This is a genomic window from Amycolatopsis roodepoortensis, from assembly GCF_014873915.1.
GTDB classification, from domain to species: domain Bacteria; phylum Actinomycetota; class Actinomycetes; order Mycobacteriales; family Pseudonocardiaceae; genus Amycolatopsis; species Amycolatopsis roodepoortensis.
This window is the reverse complement of record NZ_JADBEJ010000001.1, coordinates 1,921,044-1,941,216: the sequence shown is the minus strand read 5'-3', so window position 1 is coordinate 1,941,216 and position 20,173 is coordinate 1,921,044. Positions and strand designations below refer to the sequence as shown.

Below are 20,173 nucleotides of genomic sequence, written 5' to 3'. Positions count from 1 at the left end.
CCGAAAACAGAACTTGTCAAGACAGTCCAGGTTGTCGGCGAGCCTCGTTCGCCAGCGCCAGAAGACGGGGAATCACCTGCGGGGCCGCCTCGAGCGGGACGACATGCCCGACGCCGGGCAGCACCACAGCCGTCCCGTTCTCCACCGCGCCCGCCAGCTCCTCGACGTCCGCTGTAGGCACGAGCTTGTCGCGCTCCCCCACGATCGCCGTCACCGGCACCGCCCCGACCTGCGACAACGCCGATTCCCGCGTGTAGGCGTCCAGCGCGGGGCGGAACGCGGAGACCGTCTGTGGCCAGTTGCCGCGGATCATCCGCACGGTCAGTTCGACGTCGGCGGGCACCGGGTCGTCGCCGAAGAGCCACCACCGCAGCCCGGCGGTCACCGCCTTGCTCGTGTGCTCCCGCACCAGGCCGATCAGCTTCGTCCCGAAGACGATCTCCAGGTCGCGGCCGAGTTTCCCGAGCGCGTTCGGCCAGATCGCGTCCGGCGTGACACCGCCCGCCGACATGGCGAGCAACCCGATTCCGGCCACCCGCGCCGCGAAGACGTCCGGATGGCGCTGGGCGAGCGACAGGATCGCGAGGCCGCCCATGTCATGACCGACCAGGACCACCTTGCCGCCGGGGATCACCTTCTCCAGCACCTCTGCCAGATCGTCGGCGAGGTGCCCCATGGTCGCCGACGAGGCGCGGACCTCACCGGATTCGCCGTGGCCGCGCTGGTCGTAGGCCACCACGGCCAGCGATTCCTCCGCGGACGCCTCGGCCAGCACCGGCGCGATGGCACGCCAGCTTCGCCTGTCGAGGGCGTACCCGTGGAGGAGCACCACGGTCACCGGCGCCGACGGATCACCCCAGCGCTCGAAGTGCAGGGGTGTTCCGTCGGCGGCCAGCAGACCGGGCATCAGGCAGAGCGGAGGAAGCGGTCGAGTACCCGCACGCCGAACTTCAGCGCGTCGACCGGGACCCGCTCGTCGACCCCGTGGAACAGCGCCGAGAAGTCGAGGTCCGCGGGCAGCTGCAGCGGGGCGAAGCCGAAGTTGCGAATCCCGAGGGACTGGAACGACTTCGCGTCGGTGCCGCCGGAGAGCATGTACGGGAGCGTGCGGGCGCCCGGGTCCTCGGCGAGGACCGCGTTGGTCATCGCGTCGACCAGGGCGCCGTCGAAGGTCGTCTCGACCGGCGGCAGCTCCATCCATTCCTTCTCGATGTCCGGGCCGAGGATCTCCTCCAGTTCGGCGTTGAACGCCTCCAGCCTGCCGGGAAGGATCCGGCAGTCGACCGAAGCCTCCGCCACGGACGGGATGACGTTCGACTTGTAGCCCGCGGTGAGCATCGTCGGGTTCGCCGTGTCGCGCAGGGTCGCGCCGATCATCCGGGAGATGTTGCCGAGTTTGGCGACAGAACCCTCGATGTCGTCCTCGGGGAAGTCCCAGCCGGTGATCTCGGTGACGCCGTCCAGGAATTCGCGGACGGAGTCGGTCATGACCAGCGGGAACCGGTGGTTGCCCAGCCTCGCGACGGCCTCGGACAGCTTGGTGACGGCGTTGTCGCGGTGAATCATCGAGCCGTGACCGGCGGTGCCGCGCACCCGCAGCTTCATCCAGCGGATGCCCTTTTCGGCCGTCTCGATGAGGTACGCGCGGACGTTGTCCTTCAGCGTGATCGAGAAGCCACCGACCTCGCTGATCGCCTCGGTGACACCTTCGAACAGCTCGGGCCGGTTCTCGACCAGCCACTGCGCCCCGTACTTGCCGCCCGCCTCTTCGTCGGCCAGGAACGCGAAGACGAGGTCACGCGGCGGGACGATGCCGTTGATCTTGTAGTGGCGGGCCAGCGCGAGCGCCATGCCGCACATGTCCTTCATGTCCACCGCGCCGCGGCCCCAGACGTAGTCGTCCTGGATCGCACCGGAGAACGGGTGCACCGACCACTCCGAGGCGTCGGCGGGAACGGCGTCGAGGTGACCGTGGATCAGGAGCGCGCCGCGCGACGGGTCGGCGCCCGGCAGCCGGACGATCACGTTGTGGCGGTCCTTGCCGCCGGACTCGACATAGGTGATCTCGTAGCCCGCGTCGGTGAGCTTCTCGGCGACGTACTCCGCCGCGGCGCGTTCACCGACCAGCGTGTCGGGGTCACCCGTGTTGGTGGTGTCGATGCGGATCAGTTCACTGGTGAGGGTGACTGCCTCTTCGGCGGCTGCTTCGATCAAATTCGGTTCGGTCACCAGGCATTCCTACCATTGGTGGAGCCTGTCGACCCGCTGCCACCGCGTGGTGGACGGCGTGTGACCGCCCACCCCCGCGGTGGCACCGCGTCTGATCACCGAGCAGGCGCTGGAGTTTGATCGGGTGCCTGGTGATCGCCGGAGGGACGCACGGTGCCCTTCCCCGCCACCATCGCGACGACAGCCTGGCCGAACGCGGCGACGCACATCAGGATGAGCGGTGCCTGCCAGCCCGAGCTGACGGAGTGCAGCAACCCGAAAAGGACCGGCCCGACCGCCGCCAGCAGATAGCCGACCGACTGCGCCATCGCCGACAGCGCTCCCGCTCCGGCCGCGTCGTGAGCACGCAGGCCGAGGAAGGCCAAGGCGAGCACCAGGCAGGCGCCGCCACCGAAGCCGAGGACGATGGTCCACACCACGGCCCATTCCGGCGCCAAAAGCAGTCCGACGTAGCCGGCGAGCATGATCAGCGAGTTCACCGTCGCCAACCCGCGCTGGTCACGCGCTCGGCGCAGCAACGCGGGTGCGGCCAGGCTCGTCAGCACCGCGACCACCTGGAAGAGGAACAGCAGCCACCCCGCCGAGGCCGGGCTGATCCCGGTGTCCTGGACCACCCCCGGAAGCCATGTCACGACGACGTAGAAGCCCAGCGACTGCAGTCCCATGAACGCCGTGACCGCCCATGCCAGGCCCGATTTCCAGGGCAGCCGATGTCCACCGTGCACCGCCGCCGCGACCGGCGGAGGCGTCCGCAGTTGCGGCGACCACAGCGCGATCGCCAGCAGCGCGAGCACGATCCAGCAGCCCAGCGCGGTCGACCACCCACCGGGCGCGACCTCGCTGATCGGCACGGCCACTCCGGAGGCCACCGCCGCGACACCACCCATGACCGTGGCGTACGCGCTCGTCAGCAGGCCCACCTTCGTGGGGAAGTCGCGTTTGATGAGGCTCGGCAGGAGCACGTTGCCCACCGCGATACCGGCCCCGATCAGTACGGTCCCGCCGAACAGACCGGCCACCGTCGGGATCCACCGGATCGCGATCCCCACCGTCAGCACCAAGAGCGCGCCCGCGAGTACCCGCTCGGGCCCGCGGCGCGCGGCCAGCCGCGGCACCAGCGGGGAGATCACCGCGAAAGCGAGGAGGGGCAACGTGTTCAACAGGCCGGCCACGGCAGCCGACAGCCCGAGGTCGGCCTGCACTTGATCCAGCAGCGGTCCGACACCGGTCAAGCTGGGCCGCAGGTTCGCCGCGATGACCAGCAAACCCCAAAGCAATAGCGCCTGACCGGAACGACGCGTCGGCCGTTGTGCGTCCAATGCGGAACTCATGTCAGCCGGCCGCCCTAGTGCAACAGTTCTTCATGCGCCCATATTCGGGTCATCCCGCGTCGGCAACCAGGCCATGCTTAGGCTGGCCCCCACAGGGCTACCCTGACTGGTACGCCCTTGGCGAATGGCACCGTAAGCTGAGGGTCATGGGTACGCCGTTGGGTGACTTCATCCGAGCCAAACGAGACGCTATCCAGCCGGAATCCCTGGGGCTGCCGGACCGAGGCCGTCGCCGGTCACCAGGACTACGCCGTCTGGACCTCGCCGCTCGAGCGGGCATCAGCATGGAATACCTGGCCCGCATCGAGCAGGGGCGCGACCGCAACCCGTCCACCGCGGTCGTGAACGCGATCGCCGACGCGCTCAGCCTCGGCACCTCGGAGCGTAACCACCTGCGTTATCTCGCGAAGATCACCGGGGACGAATGCTCCGCCCATTTCAAGCCCGCGCCGCCGCGCCGTCAGGTGCGTCAGTCCATCATGGACACCTTGCGCATGCTCGAACAGGGAATCGCCATCGTGACGAACAGGCTGGGCGACGTACTCGCCTACACCGGCACGTACGCGACGGTCACCAGCGGAACCGGTCTGCTCGACGCCGAAACACCGAACATCACGCGCTACGTCTTCACCGATCCACGCGCGCGCACCTTCTTCACCGACTGGGACGCCATCGCCGACGAGCAGGCGTTCGACCTGTGGCTCGCGCCCTCCGTCGAAAATCTCGAATGGCTCACCGCCGAGCTGATTCCGCTCGCGGGCACCGACTTCACCCGCAGGCTGAACCGCCATGAGGTACCACGACGAGGCGTGCTGCGACTCAAGCATCCGGCCGGCCCTGAACTTCGGCTGACGCGCGAAACACTGGAGTTGCCCGCCGATGATCAGCAGATCGTCGTGTTCCTGCCCGCGGACGACCAGACGGCACAGGCCGTCGACCAGTTGCACCGGCAGTCCCGAGGTCGACTGCGTTCCATCTCGTGAAACTTGCCGGGACCGACGAAGTCCCGGTATCCGTTTCGATCCGGCACAACGGCGTGCGGCTTCGACAAGAAAGCAAAAACCAGGGGGATCACTTTGCGCCGAGCCGAATAATCACCGTGCCAGCTGATCGAATCGGATAACTGCCTTCGAGCCGACAGGACGAGCATTCGTCCCGTCGCTTTGTCGTGCCGATGAACATCGTGCCCATATCGCACACGTCGGACCGAAGAGTTTGTTCACCATAAGTTCCAAATGGGGATTCTCCTGACCCTGGCGGCGCTCATCGCCGTTTTCGCCACGGGTCCATTCAGGCATCGCATGAAAAGATCGAAATCCCGGTCGCCCACATAGTGGTAACCACTCGATCGGACCAGTTGGACCTGCCGATCATTGGTTAGCATGGGAGCGACTGGGGCTGAGGAATTCAACTGGGGATGTCTTTTGCCGAGATGGCTTTTGCACTGGGGTCGATGGCGTGCGCCATCAACGAGGAGGGAATTTGCCAACCGTAGGAGTAGTAGGGGCAGGCGTCATCGGGTCTTGCGTTTCCCTGTTTCTGGCACAATGCGGCGTGCGCGTGCATTGCGTGGATCGTGGCCGGCCAGGGGGACTCACCACGGACGCCAGTTTCGCGAGGCTGAGCGCCTATCAGCAGCCGACCTACCGGCGTTTCGAATTGAGCCATGCGGGAATCATCGAGCACGCGCATTTCGCCGGACTGTTCGATTCGGCACCCTGGTGGCATCCGACCGGCAGCCTGGCCTGGGCCGGCGCGGACGGCAGATGCGGCGTCAGCACCCGGTCCTTCGTCGAGGAAGCCGAGCGACTTCGTTCCTGGGGGTACCGCGTCATCTGGCATGACGCGGCGAAAGTGAGCCGGGAGCTGGAGCCCGCCATCCCCTTCTCCCCAGCCCAGACGCCGGTCGCGCACCTGACCGAGGAAGGCTGGATCGACGGGCCGCTCATGGTCTCGTCGGTGCTGGACGCGGCGAAATCCATCGGCGAGGTGACCTTGTCGAACGCCGGCGTCCAGGAGATCGAACTCCGTGGCCGGCAGGTGACGGCGCTCCGGTTGGACGACGGGGAACGCCTCGAGGTCGACGCCGTCGTCAACGCGGCCGGGCCGCAGGCCCCAGCCGTGGCGGCGACGCTCGGGTCCCCCATGGTCAGCGGTATCGCCGACCGCAGCAGTCTCGTACTCGACTTGGCCGGTGACAGTGATCCGTTGCGGCACGTCCTGCGTGGGGCGGAACTACACGCGCGTTCCGCCGGTCCAGGCAGGGTGCGGGTACGGTCCGAACAGGTCGACGCCGTTCTGACCGGTGAGGCCGAGTCCGACCTCGGCCGCGACAATGTCGAGAACCTGCTGGATCGCGCCTACCGCACGATTCCGGCACTGAAAGCCTTCACCATCGAACGAAAACGCATCGGTACCGCGGTGTTCCCCGCGGATGGCCTGCCCAGCGCCGGAGCGTTGTCGACCGTGTCCGGATACTACGAGGCGTTCGCCAACAGCGGCGTCATTCTCGCTCCGCTCATCGGGCGGGCATTGGCGACCCAGATAACCACCGGCGAAATCCCTTCACTCTTGCGCGACTGTTCACCCGATCGTCTCCGGGTAGCCGCGTAAACGTCAATCAAACCATCGAGTAGTTCATTGCCATACGTCCCTAGGGGGAAGCATGTCCACCGCATATCCAGATCTCAGGGAATCCGCGTTTTCCGATCTCAAGGAATTGACCCGGAAGCTGGCGGCCGAGGAACCGTCGGAGATTCGACAGATGCGCACCGGAACGCTCAGCGAAGCACCGGGATCCTACGATCAGTACTTCACCACGTGGGATTTCGCGAACGGCATCGTTCGTGACTATTCGATGAATCTCTATCAGCTGGTCCGGATGGCTCACGACGAGAGCCTGCCCGTCGAGAACGTGTTGACGGTCTTCCGGACGTGGGACCCGATCTACAGCAAGTACCTCGGCTACAGCGGTTTCCCGACGCTGGCGGAGTACGCCGAGCGGATCCACGCCCCCGTGGCGGACCGCCGTGAGCTCGTGGACAGGTTGTCCACCTTCACCGAATACGTCAACCGGCTGACCGCCTGGTCGCACCACTATTTCCCCTGGCACGTCGGCGAGCACTATCGCTACAACTCGAGCGACCTCGCGCTGCGGCAGCAGTACAACCCCACGCCGGTCAGCGTCGAGGAGGAGCCGTCCCGGCGCGTTCCCATCCGGCTCACCTGGGAGCCACTCGGCCTCAGCGTCGACGCCGAGCTCGCCTGCGACCTCAACGAGCAGCTGTGCGGGGACTTCCTCGACTGCCTGCCGTTCACGGTGCTGCAGGACCATGCCGTGGTCAGCGGCGAATCCATGTACGCGTGGGCGCCGTTGGTCAGCGTGGCACCGACACCGGTGACCGAACGCATCTGCGACGCGCCGCCCGGACGGCTCCGGTTCAGCCAGGCGACCGGCAACAAGCTGATCGTCCAATACGGACCGACGACGGAGACACTGCGTGGCCCCGTTCTCGGCAAGGTGGCCGACGAGCACATCGACCGGCTGCCCAAGGTCGGCCAAGCGGTCTGGGAAAGCACCTTCCGTACGAAGGACCTCATCTGGATCACCGCGGAACGCCTCTGACCGCCGGGCTCCGGCGGACACGCACCGAAGTCGTAGGAGAGGCAAGAAGTGACCAGTACCTCCAGTAAGCCGACCAGGGATCTGTTGTTCCCCGATCTGAGCGACTCGATCGAGGAACGTATCGCCTGGTTCCAGCACCAGCACCGGGTCGAGCCACTGCGGCACCGTCCGGAATACAACCTGTGGGAGGTGTTCCGATACGAGGACGTCCAACGGGTGCTCAAGGACCCGGACACCTTCTCGGTGACCAACAAGACCCACATGGGTCTGCCGTTCTCGTTCGGCCGGGCCGACATCCAGGAGCACCGCTTTCTGCGCAGCTTCGTGGCCCGTTCCTTCGTGCCGGGCAACATCGAAGCCCACGCGTCGGACTTCGCACCGATGGTCGACGCGTTGCTGAAGCCCGCACTGGCTTCCGGTCGCCTGGAGGTACTCGGCGACCTCGGCTACCCGTTGATGGAGCACGTGATCGGGCATCTGTTCGGGCTGCAGATCCCCGGGCCCGACCGCTTCCGGCAATGGTCGGACCAGATGTTCGGTCAGCTCGTCGGGATCTTCCAGCCGGATCACGCCGAGGTCGTCGGCATGCTCACCGATCAGCTCGACCAGCGTAAGCGCAAGCCGACCGGCGACCTGATGAGCGCGTTGCTGCAGGCACGGGCGAAGGACGACCGGCTGCCGGAAGAAAAGATCATCCACATGTGCCTGGACCTGGTGACGGCGGGCAACGCGCCGACGTCGCTGCTGCTGTCCTACATGTTCGCCAGGTTCTGCCGGAATCCGGAGTTCTACCAGGCCCTGCGGAGCGACCCTTCGCTGATCCCCGGGGCGATCGAGGAGGTCTTGCGCTTCGACTTCTCGTGGTTCAACCTCTGGCGCACCGCGCGGCACGACACCGAACTGGGCGGACGCGAGATCAAAGCGGGCAGCTACATCGTGGTCTGGGACTCGGCGGCCAACTTCGACGAGGCCCGGTTCCCGCAGGCGCACCGGTTCGACATCACACGCTCGCCGAACCCGCATCTGACCTTCGGGCAGGGAATGTACATCTGCCTGGGGCTGCCGCTGGTACGCACGCTCGGCCGTGTCGTGGTGGAGCGAGTGGTCGAGACCTTCGAGGAGATCCGCTTCGATCCTGAACGTCCGATGCGGAGTCAAGAGCAGATGATCGACTACGTGGTCTCGCTCGACACGCTCGTGTCGCCGGCGAACACGACCGTTTCCCGGTAAGCGCGGCAGGGGGCGACAAGGTGAACGTGTTGGCGGAGATCGTGGCCGGAGTTCGCACGGACCTGCCTGCTCGGATGGCCGAGGTGAGCCCGGCGGTCCTGCGCCGCCGCGCCGAGGCCCGTGGCCCCCGGATGACGCCGGACGCCGTGGGGGCCGCGTTGCGCGGCACCCACGGCGTTCGGCTGATCGCCGAGGTCAAACGGGTCAGCCCGGCCATGGGCAGGCTGGCGGCGATCGAGCGGCCGGAGGCGCTCGCCGCCGAATACGTCGCGGGCGGGGCGGCCGCGATCAGCGTGCTGACCGAACCGAGACACTTCGGCGGCTCGCTGGCCGACCTGCGCGCCGTCCGTGATTCGGTCAGTGTTCCCTTGCTGCGCAAGGATTTCATCGTCGATCCGTACCAGCTGGCCGAATCCGCCGCCGCCGGCGCCGACCTGGTGCTGCTGATCGTCGCGGCGTTGAGCGGGCGGCAACTCGACGGACTGCTGAAGGAGGCGGCCGAGTACGGGCTGGCCGTATTGGTGGAGACACACACCGAACAGGAGGTCGCGACAGCGGTGGCCGCCGGTGCCCGGATCATCGGTGTGAACGCCAGGAATCTGACGACGCTGCAGGTCGATCGGGACACTTTTCCCCGGCTGGCAGCCGGGATACCCGCCGACGTCGTCACGGTCGCCGAGTCCGGCGTACGAGGGCCGGCCGACGTCGGCTCGTACGCCGGAGCCGGTGCCGACGCGGTGCTCGTCGGCTCGGCTCTCGTCATCGACGACCGTCCCGCCGACGCTGTCGCGGCGATGCTGGCGGCGGGACGGAGGGAGGAGGCGGAATGACCGAAGGCTATTCGGCCAGCTTGCCCGTCACCCTGACCCACTGGCCGAGCAGGGCCCCGGCGTCACCACTGTCGACTGCGCTAGAGGCCTTCTCGAAGCACACACCCAACCGCTCCGTGATCGGCGCGGTGCCGGGCGCGGCCGCGGCGAGTCCCGCGGCGGCGGAAAGGAGGACCGCGTCACGAACCGGACCTGGTGCGCCGTCGAGGAAATCCAGGGTGATCTCGGCGTTGCGCGCCGGCCCTCCCCCACGCAACCGGTCCGGTGACACCAGCGGGATACCGAGGTCGCGCGGGTCGAAGGTCTCCTGCCGTACGGTTCCGTCGTACACGGTCCACACCTGGGAGGTCGTGGTGACCGTCAGCTCGTCGAGCCCATCGTCCCCGCGGAAGACCAGGGCGGAGCGTCCTCGACGGGACAGGACCTCGGCGACGATCGGCGCCATCCGGGCTTCGGCCACACCGATGGCGGACGCGGCCGGCGCGGCGGGATTCGTCAACGGGCCCAGTACGTTGAAGACCGTCGGAACGCCGAGTTGCCGGCGTACCTGGGAAGCATGGCGCATCGCGGGATGGAACACCGGGGCGAAGCAGAATGCGATACCCACCTCGGAAAGTACCTGGCGCACCGTCGCCGCCGGAAGGTCGATGACGACGCCGAGCGCTTCGAGCAGATCGGCGGAACCACACTGCGAGGACGCCGACCTGTTGCCGTGCTTGACGATCCGCGCTCCCGTCGCCGCGGCGACGATCGCCGACATGGTGGAGATGTTCACCGTGCCCGCCTGGTCGCCACCGGTGCCGACGATGTCCAGCAGGGGCCCGTCCACCGCGATCCGGACCGCATGCGCGTCCATCGCCCGCACCAGGCCGTCGAGTTCCGGGGCGGTCTCCCCTTTGGACCGCAAGCCGATCAGGAGGCCGCTCAGCCTGGCCTCGCCTGCCGCGCCGCGCATGACCTCTCCCAGCGCCCACTCCGTGTCCTCAGCGGCGAGGTCATGCCCCTGGGTGAGCGCCGAAAGTATTTCCGCCCACCGCTTCCGATCCGTCTCGATCGTGGTCTCCCCGCCCGCCATCGTTCCTCCTCCGCTCGGATGCCGGGTTCAGCGTTCCAGGCGGCGGAGGTGCCGGCCTAGACCATTCGACACCGCTTGAAGCGGACCATTTCCGTCGTGGGGGAAGAATGTTGCCGATCACCATCGACCGTGATTCGCCGTTGTCCTTGACCGCGCAGGTCGAATCGGCGATCCGTGAGCGGATCACGGACAGCACGTTGCATCAAGGGGTGCGGCTACCGTCGAGCCGTACCCTCGCCGCGGATCTCGGGGTCTCACGCGGTGTCGTGGTCCAGGCCTACGAACAGCTGATCGCCGAGGGATACCTCAGAGCCACTCAGGGATCGGGCACCCAGGTGGCGACACATCTGCCTCGTCTCGGCACGGCTGGGGTGAGGCGACCGTCCGAGCTCGTGGACGTGCGGTTCGACCTTCGGGTCGACGCGACGAGTACGGCGTTCTTCCCCGAGCGTGAATGGCTGCACGCCTACCGGCACATGGCTCGATCGATCGGGGGCACCGGTCCGCGACGGCACCCGCTCGGTGTCGCGGAACTGCGTACCGAACTCGCCGCGTACCTCGGCCGTTCGCGAGGGGTACTGACCGGTGCTTCCGAGGTCGTCGTCGCCGCGGACTTCGCGCATGTCTTCGAGGGCCTGTGCCACGCCCTGCACGACCTCGGTGCCGGACACATCGCCGTGGAGAACCCCGGTACGCCGTGGCTGGCCGGGATCGCGGAACGCGCGGGCCTGCGAGTGACCGGAGTGCCGGTGGACCGCGAGGGCATCGACGTCGAGGCGCTCGCTCGTTCCGAAGCCCGGGCGGTGCTGATCACGCCGGTCTCACAGGTACCGACCGGCGTCATGCTCTCGGCGAGCCGCCGGAAAGAGCTCCTGCGCTGGGCCGACCAAGTGGACGGCTGGGTGGTCGAACACGACCGGGACGGTGACCTGTGGTTCGGCGCCGGCAGTGGTCCGCTCGCCCTGCAACGGCATCGGACACACCGGGTGATCTACGCCGGGTCGACGCGTGGCCTGCTCGGTCCCGGCCTGCGGCTCGGCTGGTCGGTGGTACCCGGCGTGGTCGCCAAGCGGCTCAGCCAGGCGCAGCTGGGGGCACCGGACGCGCTGACCCAGCTGGCGTTCGCCCACTTCGTCTCGTCGGGTCTGCTCGACCAGCACATCCGGCAGATCCGCGGCACCTGCAGGGCGAGGCGCGCGGCCTTGGGAGACGCCATCGAGGAACACCTGCAGGGCGCTCGGATGACCGGTGTGCCGGCGGGCACCCACGCGTACGTCGCGTTGCCCGCCGGAATCGACGACGGACGGGTGTCCGCCGAGGCCAGGCGGCGATCGGCTCTCGTCCAACCGGTCCGGTACTTCCAGCTCGACCGCCGTCCTGCCTCGTCCGGGTTGGTGCTCGGTTATGGCGCTGTGCGGCGCGGGCGGCTCGCGGACTCCGTCAAGTTGCTCGCGAGCGTGATGGACGAGGTCAGCGGTCTGCTCGCGTCGTGACAGCGGCCAAGAAGTTCGCCATCATTCTCGTGCCGTCGACGGTGGCGACACTCTCCGGGTGGAACTGCACGCTTTCGATGGGCAGTTCCCGGTGCCGCATTCCCATCACGTAGCCGTCGTCGAGGGACCGTGCCGTGCGGACGAGATCGCCGGGCAACGGCTCGGCGACGACTATCGAGTGATACCGGGTGACCTCGTGCCGCTCGGGCAAACCCGTGTACACACCTCGGCCGTCATGCTCGATCACGCTCGTGCGTCCGTGCATGAGGTTGTCCGCGAGCCGGACCGCTCCACCGAAGGCCAAGGCGATGGCCTGGTGCCCCAGGCACACACCGAGCAGCGGCACTTCGCCCGCGAACCGCCGGACCAGATCCACGTGGCCGGAGTCGGCGGGATGACCGGGGCCCGGGCCGAGCACGACCGCGTCCGGCCGCGTCGCCGCCAGCTCCTCCGGTGTGCGCGTGCCGGATCGCACGACCGCGGTGTCCGCACCGAGCTGTCGCAGATACTGGTCGATGATGTGGACGAAGCTGTCGAAGGCATCCACCACGAGCACCTTCACGCCGGCTCCTCCCCGGTGAGCGCCCAATAGGTGGCCCCCATCTTGGCCAAGGTCTCGTCCCATTCCCGCTCCGGTTCGGACAGCGCCACCACACCCGCGCAACTCTGCGTGGAGTACCGGTGTTCACCCGGCGATGGCTCGTGGTGCGTGATCGTCCGGATGCACAACGCCAGCTCGGCCCAGCCCCGAAGGTCGACGAGACCGACGGCACCCGCGTACACGCCGCGGCGCTCGACCTCGATCTCGTCGATGATCTCCATCGCGCGCAGCTTCGGCGCCCCGGTCATCGTCCCGGCGGGGAAAGTGGCGCACAGTACGTCCCAGACGTCATGCCCACCCGCCATCGTGCCCGTCACCGTGGACACCAGATGGAACACGTGGGAGAAGGCCTCGACCGCCATCAGGTCGTCCACCGAGAGGGTGCCCGGACGGCACACCCGGCCCACGTCGTTGCGACAGAGGTCGACCAGCATGACGTGCTCGGCCTGTTCCTTGGTGCTGGCCACCAGTTCCTTGATACGGCGCTCGTTGTCCGACCCGGCCGGGTCACGGCGTGTGGTGCCCGCGATCGGCCGCATGGTGATCCTGGCGTCGTCGTCGACCCGGAAGAGCACCTCCGGGCTCGCTCCGACGAGCGTCTTGCCCGACTGGGTGACGAGATACATGTAGGGCGAAGGATTTCGATGCCTCAAGCGGCGGTACACGTCTTCCGGTGTCAGGTCGCTGTGCACGTCGATCCGGTGACCTACCTGGATCTGGTAGATGTCCCCGACGCGGATGTGCTCGAGACAGCGCTCGACCCAGCCGAGGAAGGTGTCCTTTTCGACGGAATCGCGCACCGACCGCGGCTTGGTCGCTTCCGGCATCGGACCATCGACACCGGGGATGTTCCGCAGGACATCCTGGGGCGAGGACTCCGGGAGGTCGGGCCCGGTGGCCACGTGCAAGACCGGCGGTGCGTCCTCGCGGTCGAACCACAAGGTGTGCTGGAACAGGGTGAGAGTCAGGTCCGGAACATCGGGTCCGCCCCTGCGTGGCGGCAAGTCCTCCATCAACGCGGCGGCGTCGTAGCCGACGGTGGTGAGAAACCCGAAGGCGAACCCCGGCACCTCCGTCCGTACCCGGAACGAGCCGGTGACCTCGCGCAGCGTGTCCCAGACGTTCGCCGCCGGCCGGCCGCAGAGAACCCGGACCAGATCCGCCACCCGGCCGTCGCCCCGGACGGTCACCTCGTCGCCGAGCACGGAGATCTCGACGAGCCTGCCGAACCCCACCACGGTTCCCGTACTCCGGCGGGTGTCGAGATTGCCCGGATGCAGGTCTTCCAGTAGGTAGACGTCTTCCGCACCGAACCGACGGCACAGTTCGTTCCTCACCGCCAGCGCGGACGCGGTGGTTCGCACGGTGATCGCGTCGACGGCGACGTCCACGAATTGCGTCCTCACGCTATCGCACCTCCCTGATTCAGCCGCTGGAAAAGACAACCAAGCCGGGAGCGCCCGCGCCCAGACCACTTCGACTCCGCTCGACCGGACCACTCGGCGAATTCGTTGCGCACAAGCGCGAAATCGTGGTGGTCTGCCTTTCGTGACGAATTCCGAAGTACTCGTCCCTTGGCGGGACGCGCCCGCGGCGCACCAGCCGGAATGGCCGGATCGCGCCGCCCTGCGCGAGGTGCTCGCCAGGTTGTCGGCCGCGCCCGGGCTGGTCACCCCGCGCGCGTGCGACGACCTGCGGCACCGCCTCGCGGAGGTGGCTTCCGGCCGGGCCTTCGCGCTGCAGGGCGGCGACTGCGCGGAGACCTTCGACGGTGCGACACCGAGGGCGATCCAGGACAAGACCAAGACCCTGCTGCAGATGGCCGTCGTGCTGACGCACGCGGCCGCGATGCCGATCGTCAAGATCGGCCGGATGGCCGGGCAGTACGCGAAGCCGCGGTCGAGCTCCACCGAGACTCGCGACGGCCTCGCCCTGCCGGTGTACCGGGGCGACGCGGTGAACGGCTACCCCTTCGACGCCGCGGCGCGGCGACCCGATCCGGCCCGGCTGTGGCGGATGTACGAGGCATCACGAGCCACATTGGACATCGTGGACGGCTACGCGCGTAACGGATACGCGAGCCTCGATCAGCTGCATCGATGGAACCGGGACTTCGTGGCGAACTCACCGTCGGGTGCCCGGTACGAGGAGGTGGCTTACGAAATCGATCGCGCGTTACGGTTCATGCGCGCCTGCGGCGCCCAGCCCGAAGAACTGCGCTCGGCCGAGATCTTCGCCAGCCACGAGGGCCTGCTGCTGGACTACGAGGACACGCTCACCCGCACCGATCACAGCACTGGGCGCGATTACGCCACCAGTGGCCATATGTTGTGGATCGGCGAACGCACCCGCGCGTTGGACGGCGCCCACGTCGCCTACTTCAGAAGCATCGCCAACCCCATCGGGGTCAAGCTCGGTCCGACGACGACCCCCGCCGAAGTGCGATCCTATGTGGACATTCTCGACCCGGACCGCGAGCCGGGCAGGCTGACCTTCATCACCAGGATGGGCGCGCGGCAGATCCGTGATCGGCTCCCCGCCCTGATCCGGGCCGCCCAAGCCGTCGGCGGAGTGTCCGTCTGGATCTGTGACCCGATGCATGGCAACACCTTCACGGCCTCGAGCGGCCACAAGACGCGGTTGTTCGCCGACGTCGTCGACGAGGTGCGCGGCTTCTTCGAGGTCCACCGCGCACTCGGTACGCATCCCGGTGGCGTCCATGTGGAGTTCACCGGAGAGGACGTGACCGAGTGCGTCGGGGGCAGTAACGAAGTCCTGGTCGACCACCTGCACCACCGCTACGAGTCCACGTGCGATCCCAGGCTCAACCGCAGCCAGTCGCTCGACCTCGCGTTCGATATCGCCGAGCTGCTGTGAACGGGCGGGCGAACCTCTTGACCATCGCCTCGGCCGACGGCCAAGGTCACGAACTCGCCCGTTCGGAGGACAAGTGACCCCGATCCATGATTACTTGTGCACGCAAGTGTTCCAAGAAGAGAACTGGGGCTACACAAGTGAAGAGGAAGATCGCGGCGACCGCCGCCGTCCTGGGCGCGCTGGCGTCGACGATCGCGTTCGCGCAGCCTGCCGGCGCGGGTGTCGATCCGAGGTACTACTACGAGTCCAGCTGGTCCACAGAGGGCGACTGCCGGATCAATGGCCACTCCGGCCAGCAGGCCGGCCGCTGGTCGGCCTACTTCTGCTCCGCGTCGACCTGGACGTGGGATCTCTACATCAAGCGGTAAGGCGCGACGCCGGCTCCGGTGGTGCGGATCCGCACCACCGGAGCCGGGCGGTCAGATCACCGTCACGGTCGCGGCCTCGGCGGCTGCTGGTCCGCGGGCAAGGCGCACCACCAGTAGGTGAGCGGCCTGCCGAGCGATGAAGGCCGAGGGTGACCGTGCCTCGAGCCGAGAACGTGACCTGCTGTGTGCCCTCGACGCTGAAGTGCCCACCGATCGGGATCGTGGCCGGGTTCTTCCGTGAGTCGATCTTGACCTCGCCGGTGCCCGCTCCTCCCTGTCTCAGGAAGCAACCCGGACCCGGATAAGGCCTGACGTTTTCGACCTTGACGAAAACAGCAGCCTCCACATTCTTTTTCACGACGGCGGGCGCGGTGACGGTCACGTGCACGGTCTGGCCGGCAAGCCTCGGATGACAGCTCCAGGTCTGGGTGACGGTGCCGGCCGCGGACGAATCCGCCGCGACGGTCAGCCCGAACGCTGTCGCCAGCACGACGGAGACGGCCGCGATTGTTCGACGAAACACCGGAAAACCCCATTTCCGGTGAGTGCGTGAACGATCACCGTCCCGCAATCGGCCGGAGCGAAGCGTCTTCCTTCGTGCTATCGGACGCGGGGTGGCGTCACCCGTATCGGTGATTCTCACCGACTCACCATTCGTGGCGTGTGGATCACCGGTTCGTGTCACTCGCCCGCCCACTTGCCGTAGCGGAGGCTTAGATTCCACATCGGCCGACCTGGGGCTCGCTACGCACAGTGTCATCGCCCGCGAGGCCCACCCCTGGCGCAAAACACGAAAGACTTACGTGTTTATCGTAGGAAGATTCACGACCCGCCGACGGCCCGGGAAATCGTTTTTTGACAGCGTGCCAACGTGGTGAAAATCTTCGATCGCTCCTCGCGAGAGCACAACCGAACACGAAATCCGATACAAGGAGCCCCTCAATGCAGATGTTCACCCAGCACGTGCACCACGGCCACGACCTGATCTCGGGTCTGCTCGCGCACCTGGCCCACGTGCTCGGATGGCTGGTCTGACGCTCTAAGCACAGGGTTTGACGGGGGCCAATCTGTTGGCGCGGGTCGGCCCCTCGTGTTTGCGACCCGGTAAAGGGACATGACCGTGTCCCTTTACCGGGTTCCGGTTTTTCACCACCGAAAAGGAAAGCGCGTCGATTCTCAAGGGTTCCGGGCGGGCGCGGGCCGGACCCCCAGTAACCGGCCCGCGCCCGAGTTCCGCGCCACCCGACCATGGTGCGGCCGGGACCGGTCCCCGCGCATGGGTGCCTGGACCCCATATTCCGCTGAAGACTCTCTCGTCCGTCACTCTCCGGACACCTTCGTGCGTGCGCTGAATGTGGGGGTGAGGCCCCCATGTGCGTGCGACGCCGGGCTGAAACCATGACTTCCGTGACGCCCCGACCAGCCGCGCCGTCCCTGCCGCCGAGGTGGTGGGTGCCCGGCCAGACCCCGCGCGAACGGACAGCGGACAAGCCCGCCTGGGCGGACTTCGCCGAACACGCGGTCGCCGCGCTTCTGCCGGAGCGTCCCCCAGCCGGTGACTGGCGTGTCGACTTCGCCGGGGTCTTCAGGCCGCTCGTCCACGCCGCTTCCCATGACGCGGTCCCGGACGATCTCCCGGGCGCCGACGTCGAAGCCCTCCGCCGGGGTTTCGCGGCTCAGCTCGACCAGCATCTGCTGAAGCTCGCGGTCCGGACACTGGTCCTCGAACTCCACCGCGACCGCAAGGCCGGACACCTCCAGGGTGAGACGGCCGAAGAGCGCTTCTCGGATTTCGTGCGCCGGCAAGCCACTCCGGCCGGGCTCGTCCGGTTGTTCGGCGAGTACCCGGTGCTGGCCCGGCTCGTCGCCCAGGCGTGCCTCCACGCCGTCGAGGCCCACGCCGAAACGCTGGCCCGGTTCTCGGCCGACGCCGCCTTGCTGCCCTGCTCGGTCGTCGACGGCGAGCTCGGCACGCTCGTCGAGGTCGCGGGCGGGATCGGTGACTCGCACGCCCGCGGCCGTTCGGTCAAACTGCTCCGGTTCTCCAGCGGCGCCAAGGTGATCTACAAACCCCGGCCGCTGATCCTGCACGAGCGGTTCACCGACGTCGTCACCCTGCTGAACAAACGGCTGCCCGGACTCGAACTGCGGACCGCGGACGCGCTACCGCGTGCGGGCTACGGCTGGCTCCGGTTCGTCGAGCACCGGCCGTGCGCCGATATCGGTGACGTCGACCGTTTCTACCGGCGGCAAGGCATCCTCCTGGCTCTCCTGTACGCGCTCGACGCCACCGACGTCCACTACGAGAACATCATCGCCTGCGGCGACCAGCCGGTGCTGATCGACATCGAGACGCTCTTCCAGCCATCGCCGCCCGATCCGCCGGAGGGCGACCCCGCGGCGGCGATGCTGGCGCGCTCGGTCCAGCGCACGCTGCTGCTCCCCCAGCTCTTCGCGGGCGAACACGGTGCCGTCGACATCTCCGGCCTCGCCGGCCGCGGTGGCAAGCTGCCCACCGACCGCGTCGACTGGGCCGATCCGGGCACCGACCGCATGCGACTGGTCCGGGTGCCCGGCGAACTCGCGGGCGGGAACAACCTGCCGCGTCTCGACGGCCGCGACGTCACGCCCGCCGAGCACAGTGCCGCGCTGCTGGCCGGATTCCGGCTCGGTTACGACGCGATCTCCAGCGCGCGGGACGAGCTCGCCGAGCACCTCCGGCGCTGCGCCGAGGATCCCATCCGGGTGCTCATCCGGCCGACGAACTTCTACTTCCGCTTACTGGACGAGACCACCCATCCCGACCTGCTTCGCGACGCCGCCGACCGCGACCGCGCGTTCGACCTGCTCGAAGAGGATTCCGCCGACGAGGAGAAGCTGCTCCGCCTGGTGCCCCACGAGCGGGACGATCTCTGGGCGGGCGACGTGCCGATGTTCACCTCGAACCCCGGCTCGACGTCGCTGGTGGATTCCCGCGGCGAGAACGTCGAAGGCGTGGTCGAACGGCCGTCGCTGGACACCGTGCTGGCCAAGCTCGCCGACATGGACCCGCTCGACCAGCGCGACCAGGAATGGCTGATCTCGGCCACCCTCGCCATCAGCATGGCGACCGTGGGCCATCTCGGCGGCGAGACCGCGGAGACGGCGGCGCCGAACCAGGCGCCCGACGCGGAACGACTGCTGGTCACCGCGTGCGGCATCGCCGACCAGATCGTCGCCAACGCCTTCTCCGACGAACACCGCTCCAACTGGCTCGGGATCGAACTCGTCGACGACCGGTACTGGACCGTACTGCCGATGGGCGCCGGGCTCGGCGAGGGCTACTGCGGTGTCGCGTTGTTCCTCGCCCAGCTCGCCGAACTGACCGGGATCGCGCGATACCGCGACCTGGCCGCGTACGCGATCAGCCCGCTCCCCGGCCTCTTCGCCACGCTCCGCGCCGACCGGGAGCTGGCCGCCACAGCCGGATGTGGTGGCCTTCTCGGCCTCGGCGGCGTCGCATACACGATCGCCCGGCTCAGCACCCTGGTCGGCCTTCCCGCGGGCGATCTCATCGAGCAGGCCGTCGACCTGATGCCCGACGCCACCCCGGAAACACCGTCCGGGTTCACGACGGGACTGGCGGGCGGTGTCGCGTCGATGCGGTCGGTGTATGTCCAAACAGGACTGGACACGGCGCTGGCGCGGGCCGACCGCTACACCGGAGAACTGCTCGGCCGTGAACGTCCGCGAGAGAAGTCGTTCGCCCGCGGTTCGGCCGGGATCGACTGGGTGTTGCGGGCACACGACCGTTCCGGCGAAGAACCACCCGGAAGGGCGGACGATCGGGCGGAAAGCACCGGCGGCTGGTGCGGAGGTCTCGCGGGTGACGCGCTCGGCCTCGCCGCCCACCTAGCCGATCCCGGGCACGCCAGGGACCTCGACCGGACGATCAAACGGCTGGCCGACGGGGCACCGCTCAAGGATCTCAGCCTCTGCCACGGCGAGTCCGGAGTGCTGGACGTGTTGTGCGTGCTGGCGGAGAACGGGCACACTGGCGCCGCCGCCGCGGTACGCCGCCGGACCGGTCATCTGCTCGCCGCCATCGACCAGCGCGGCGCCCGCTGCGGGACACCCGGCGCGGTGCCCTCGCCAGGGCTGCTGAGCGGTCTGGCGGGAATCGGTTACGGCCTGCTGCGGCTGGGATTCGGTGACCGGGTCCCCTCCGCGCTCCTGCTCCGCCCAGACCGGCCGCATCCCGCGGCCAGCGTAGTTCCGCCGGTAAATCGAGTATGAGGAGAAAACCGCATGTACGACAGAGAACTGCCCGCCACCGAAGACGTCCTCGGCGCCGTGAACCTGCCGCGCGCCCTCGAGGTCGGCTCGCGCAACCACGCGCTGGCGGGCGGCAAGCCCCGGCTGAGCGCCAACCCGCTCGCCACCCTGTCCACGGACCCCGGCTCGCCGTCCGTCGTCAGCGTCTTCACCGGCGGCTGGATCTGAGACAGGCTCACGGAGGCGGGTTCGCGCCGCCC

16 protein-coding genes are annotated in these 20,173 nt (G+C 67.9%); 10 read left to right on the top strand and 6 right to left on the bottom strand.

Annotated elements, in window-relative coordinates; translation table 11 throughout:
- Positions 1-16: 16 nt before the first annotated feature.
- The 3 genes from H4W30_RS08875 to H4W30_RS08865 form a co-directional block, all read right to left on the bottom strand.
- Entirely contained in the window at positions 17-907 is an 891-nt protein-coding gene (locus H4W30_RS08875) for an alpha/beta fold hydrolase (RefSeq protein WP_192742327.1), read from the bottom strand.
- Positions 907-2,229, bottom strand: coding sequence for a M20/M25/M40 family metallo-hydrolase (locus H4W30_RS08870; RefSeq protein WP_037338283.1), 1,323 nt, complete (start codon positions 2,227-2,229; stop codon positions 907-909). The genes H4W30_RS08875 and H4W30_RS08870 overlap by 1 nt, the downstream gene beginning before the upstream one ends.
- 95 nt (positions 2,230-2,324) lie before the next feature.
- Positions 2,325-3,560 (bottom strand): MFS transporter, encoded by a 1,236-nt coding sequence (locus H4W30_RS08865; RefSeq protein ID WP_192742326.1) that lies wholly within the window; start codon positions 3,558-3,560, stop codon positions 2,325-2,327.
- Between the two features lie 146 nt (positions 3,561-3,706).
- Here H4W30_RS08865 and H4W30_RS08860 point away from each other — a divergent pair, with 146 nt between their 5' ends.
- The 5 genes from H4W30_RS08860 (at position 3,707) to trpC (ending at position 9,245) form a co-directional block, all read left to right on the top strand.
- Entirely contained in the window at positions 3,707-4,543 is an 837-nt protein-coding gene (locus H4W30_RS08860; RefSeq protein ID WP_192742325.1) for a helix-turn-helix domain-containing protein, read from the top strand.
- Positions 4,544-5,018: 475 nt separating this feature from the next.
- Complete coding sequence (locus H4W30_RS08855) at positions 5,019-6,173, top strand: NAD(P)/FAD-dependent oxidoreductase (RefSeq protein ID WP_192742324.1); 1,155 nt, start codon at positions 5,019-5,021, stop codon at positions 6,171-6,173.
- A 52-nt stretch (positions 6,174-6,225) separates the two neighbouring features.
- Positions 6,226-7,185: a cucumopine synthase-related protein gene (locus H4W30_RS08850; RefSeq protein WP_192742323.1), complete on the top strand. Its 960-nt coding sequence runs from the start codon at positions 6,226-6,228 to the stop codon at positions 7,183-7,185.
- 48 nt (positions 7,186-7,233) lie between these two features.
- The gene (locus H4W30_RS44500) at positions 7,234-8,415 is read left to right on the top strand and encodes a cytochrome P450 (RefSeq protein WP_192742322.1); all 1,182 of its coding nucleotides are present in this window, start codon (positions 7,234-7,236) and stop codon (positions 8,413-8,415) included.
- 20 nt (positions 8,416-8,435) lie between these two features.
- A complete protein-coding gene (gene trpC, locus H4W30_RS08840) occupies positions 8,436-9,245 on the top strand; it encodes an indole-3-glycerol phosphate synthase TrpC (RefSeq protein WP_192742321.1) in 810 nt (269 codons plus the stop codon).
- A gap of 7 nt (positions 9,246-9,252) precedes the next feature.
- On the opposite strand, the gene trpD is transcribed toward trpC, so the two are convergent.
- Positions 9,253-10,320 carry an anthranilate phosphoribosyltransferase gene (gene trpD, locus H4W30_RS08835; RefSeq protein WP_192742320.1) on the bottom strand — a complete coding sequence of 356 codons (1,068 nt, stop codon included), beginning with the start codon at positions 10,318-10,320 and terminating at the stop codon, positions 9,253-9,255.
- Positions 10,321-10,427: 107 nt separating this feature from the next.
- On the opposite strand from trpD, the gene H4W30_RS08830 reads away from it, so the two are divergent.
- On the top strand, positions 10,428-11,813 hold the full coding sequence (locus tag H4W30_RS08830) for an aminotransferase-like domain-containing protein (protein WP_192742319.1): 1,386 nt from the start codon (positions 10,428-10,430) through the stop codon (positions 11,811-11,813).
- On the opposite strand, the gene H4W30_RS08825 is transcribed toward H4W30_RS08830, so the two are convergent.
- Complete coding sequence (locus H4W30_RS08825) at positions 11,791-12,375, bottom strand: anthranilate synthase component II (RefSeq protein WP_192742318.1); 585 nt, start codon at positions 12,373-12,375, stop codon at positions 11,791-11,793. The genes H4W30_RS08830 and H4W30_RS08825 overlap by 23 nt on opposite strands.
- The gene (locus H4W30_RS08820; RefSeq protein WP_318780561.1) at positions 12,372-13,820 is read right to left on the bottom strand and encodes an anthranilate synthase component I family protein; all 1,449 of its coding nucleotides are present in this window, start codon (positions 13,818-13,820) and stop codon (positions 12,372-12,374) included. The genes H4W30_RS08825 and H4W30_RS08820 overlap by 4 nt, the downstream gene beginning before the upstream one ends.
- 142 nt (positions 13,821-13,962) lie before the next feature.
- On the opposite strand from H4W30_RS08820, the gene H4W30_RS08815 reads away from it, so the two are divergent.
- The 4 genes from H4W30_RS08815 to H4W30_RS08800 all read left to right on the top strand — a co-directional run bounded on the left by H4W30_RS08815 (position 13,963) and on the right by H4W30_RS08800 (position 20,141).
- A complete protein-coding gene (locus H4W30_RS08815; RefSeq protein ID WP_192742317.1) occupies positions 13,963-15,291 on the top strand; it encodes a class II 3-deoxy-7-phosphoheptulonate synthase in 1,329 nt (442 codons plus the stop codon).
- A 137-nt stretch (positions 15,292-15,428) separates the two neighbouring features.
- Complete coding sequence (locus H4W30_RS08810; protein WP_192742316.1) at positions 15,429-15,659, top strand: hypothetical protein; 231 nt, start codon at positions 15,429-15,431, stop codon at positions 15,657-15,659.
- 1,398 nt (positions 15,660-17,057) lie between these two features.
- Positions 17,058-19,934, top strand: coding sequence for a type 2 lanthipeptide synthetase LanM family protein (locus H4W30_RS08805; protein WP_225948831.1), 2,877 nt, complete (start codon positions 17,058-17,060; stop codon positions 19,932-19,934).
- Positions 19,935-19,946: 12 nt separating this feature from the next.
- A complete protein-coding gene (locus H4W30_RS08800; RefSeq protein WP_192742314.1) occupies positions 19,947-20,141 on the top strand; it encodes a hypothetical protein in 195 nt (64 codons plus the stop codon).
- Positions 20,142-20,173 lie beyond the last annotated feature (32 nt).